This window comes from Actinosynnema sp., assembly GCF_052038725.1.
Map to the genome: position 1 here is coordinate 1 of NZ_JBQGCX010001060.1, position 3,115 is coordinate 3,115.

General features: G+C 72.9%; 2 protein-coding genes and 1 pseudogene. All 3 read left to right on the forward strand.

Going from position 1 to position 3,115, the window contains the following annotated elements; all coding sequences use genetic code 11:
• Nucleotides 1-798: pseudogene (locus ACTUAL_RS22335) on the forward strand (hypothetical protein); the annotation flags it as partial.
• A 117-nt stretch (nt 799-915) separates the two neighbouring features.
• Nucleotides 916-2,763, forward strand: a complete 1,848-nt coding sequence (locus ACTUAL_RS22340) for a cellulase family glycosylhydrolase (RefSeq protein WP_440901615.1) — start codon at nt 916-918, stop codon at nt 2,761-2,763.
• Nucleotides 2,764-2,881: 118 nt separating this feature from the next.
• The coding region (locus ACTUAL_RS22345) for a DUF262 domain-containing protein (protein ID WP_440901616.1) at nt 2,882-3,115 on the forward strand (234 nt) is incomplete at its 3' end.

Consider the following 3,115-nt stretch of genomic DNA (forward strand, 5'->3'; position numbering starts at 1 on the left):
CTGGTCACCGGCCTGGTCACCGCCCCGCTCGCCGCGCTCCCGCTGGCGCTGGCCGGTTCCCTGCTCCTCACCGCCGCCACCCGCCTGGCCGCCCCGCACGCCGCCAACCGCGCCGTCCGCGCCGAAGCGGACGCCCTGCACGCCGAGGAGGTCGCCGAGCACAAGCGGTGGTCGGCGCACCTGGCGGACCGCCCCACCGACGCGCAGGTCGCCCGCTGGCACGCGCTCGACCGGTTCCACCTGGTCTCCGACGTGATCAACCGGTTCGGCCTGCGGCGCGACCAGGTCGTCCAGCACGTGGTGCTGACCGAGTGCGCGCCCGGCGCCCGCAGGGGCAGGCTGGAGAACGGCCCGCCCCGCTACTCCGCGTACCTCGTGCGCATCCTCCTGCTGACCCGCAAGGGCGTCCGGCTGATCCGCCTGCACCTGGACGCGCACACCGGCGAGGCGCGCAACGAGGAGCGCTTCCTGTTCCGCTACGACGCCGTCGTCTCCGCGAAGGTCACCGAGAAGGGCGTGCGCGCCACCGCCGTGGACGACGAGGACCGCGCCGACGTGGAGGACCTGCGCAGCCGGGTGTTCACGCTCGTCCTGTCCAACAACGAGTCCATCGCCGTGCGGGTCGACACCAGCGCGTCCGGCGAGGACCCGGAGGCGCTGGTGGAGGCCGCCTACGAGACGTCCGGGATCGAGAACGCCCTGCCCCTGCTGGAGTCCGTCGCCGCCGAGGGCGAGGACTGGATCGAGCACGAGCGCGAGCGCAGGCGCCAGTGGGCCCGCGACTGGGACGAGGACTGACCGCGCCCGGCGACCGGACCTCCCCCCGCTGCGCCACGCGGCCCTTGGCGCCCCCGGAGCGGATCACTAGCGTCCCAGGGGAAGCGTCCGGTTCCGCCGAGGTGGGGGAGACCACCGATGCGCCGCACCCCGCTCCTGGCCGCCCTGCTCCTGCTGCTCGCGCTGGCCCCGTTCCCCACCGCCGCCGCCCTCTCCGCTCCCGCCGCGTCCGCCTGGTTCGACGGCGGCGAGGTCGGACCGGTCGGCGGGGTGTTCCGGGACGAGCACGGGCGCGAGGTGGTGCTGCGGGGCTTCAACGTCTCCGGCACCGCCAAGCTCGCCGAGCACCGCGGGCTCCCGTTCCCGAACGCCCAGGCGGCACGGGACTCCGCCGCGGCGCTGCGCAGGTTGACCGGCGCCAACGCGGTCCGGTTCCTGGTCACCTGGGCGTGGTTGGAGCCGGAGCCCCGGCGGATCGACCAGGCCTACCTGGACCGGGTGGCCGAGCAGGTGGGGGCGTTCACCGACCAGGGCGTGCGGGTGTACGTGGACTTCCACCAGGACCTGTACTCGCGGCACGTGTTCAACCGGGACAGCTGGTACACCGGCGACGGCGCGCCCGCGTGGGTGGTGCGCGCGGGCGGGTACCCGGCGGAGTCGTGCGGGTTGTGCTTCCACTGGGGGCAGAACATGAAGTCGAACACGGCCGTCACCGCCGCGACCTACGACTTCTGGCACAACCGCGAGCTCCAGGTGGACGGGGGACCGCTGCGCGTGCAGGACGAGTTCCTGAGCGCGGCGGGGGAAGCGCTGCGGGGCTTGAAGAACCGGCTGTCCGCCGAGGCGTTCGAGCTGGTGCTGGGCGTGGACCCGCTGAACGAGCCGTACGCGGGCCGCTACGACGCGGGCCAGACCGGCCTGACGTGGGAGCGCGACCACCTGTGGCCGTTCCACCAGCGGTTCCGGCGGCTCATGGACGAGGCGGGCTGGCGGGACAAGACGTCCTTCGCCGAACCGCTGGTGTTCTGGAACCAGAACGTGGAGTTCTTCGCCGAGCCCGGCGGTTTCCCCGGCGCCGCGCCGTGGGGCGACGGGTACGCGTTCAACACGCACTTCTACGACGGCAAGGCCCAGTCGGGGCTGCTGATGCCGGGGAAGGCGGGGGACGGGCAGTACGCGCGGACGTTCGCGGACGTGCGGACGCGCGCGGCGGAACTGGGCACGCCCGCGATCGTCTCCGAGTACGGCCACCCGGTGCGGGGGCTGACGGCGGACAAGCACCCCTCGGTGCTGAAGGCGACGCAGCAGTCGCTGGACAGCGCGCTGCCGGGGTCGCGGTGGTGGGCCGAGGCGGCGGCGTCCGGGCCGGTGCTGTCGGGGAGCCAGTGGCACTGGGACACGAACTACGACCGGCACCGGGAGCTGATGAACGACAACCCGTCGAAGGTGAAGACGGACGGCGACGCGATGAACGACGAGCACTTCTCGGTGGTGCGGGTCGGCGACGACGGGGCGGCGGGGCGGACGGTGGACGCGCGACGGGTGGACCGGGTGTTCCCGCGCGCGGTGGCGGGGACGACGCGGGCGTTCACGTACGAGGACCGGGCGCGGGACGGGAACGCCGAGCTGGTGTGGAACCAGGTGCCTGCGGGGATGCCCGCGGTGCGGGGGTTGGTGGGGGCGAACCCGTACGCGGTGCTGGTGTGGGAGGGGGCGGAGTCCGCGGCGCCGACGGAGCTGCACCTGCCTGCGGGGTTCGCGCCTGCGGGGACCTCGGTGGTGAGCGACCTGGGGGCGGTCCGGGGGGCGCCTGCGGACACGGGCGCGGAGGCGGTGTCGGGGGGGCGGGCGCGGGGGGTCGGCGGGGTCAACCGGGTGCTGCTGCGGGCGGGGGCGGGGGTGCACTTCGCGCTGGTGACCACCGGGAGCGGGGACCTGGCGGCGGCGCGGGCGGAGCTGGCGGCTTGGGCGGCGAGGACGTTCTGATGCCCGAGCCGGGCTTATTGGCCACTAATTTACACAATATGTTCTGCGGTGCACGTTAACTTTTCCGCATGTTCGCGCGATCCCTCCTCCGGGTGTAAAAATCTGCGGGAGAAGTGCATTGAGCGTTGAAAAGTTCGGAATCGAGAAAGAATTTTTGAGAGACCTGCTGGTGCAGGTGCACGCGGGGGAGACGCAACTACCGGACTTCCAGCGCGGCTGGGTCTGGCCCGGCAGCAGCATCGCCGGTCTGATCGCCTCCGTCTCGCTGGGCTACCCGGCGGGCACGCTGATGATGTTGCAGCAGGGCGGCGACGTCCGATTCAAGACCAGGGTGGTCGAAGGGGCGCCGGAC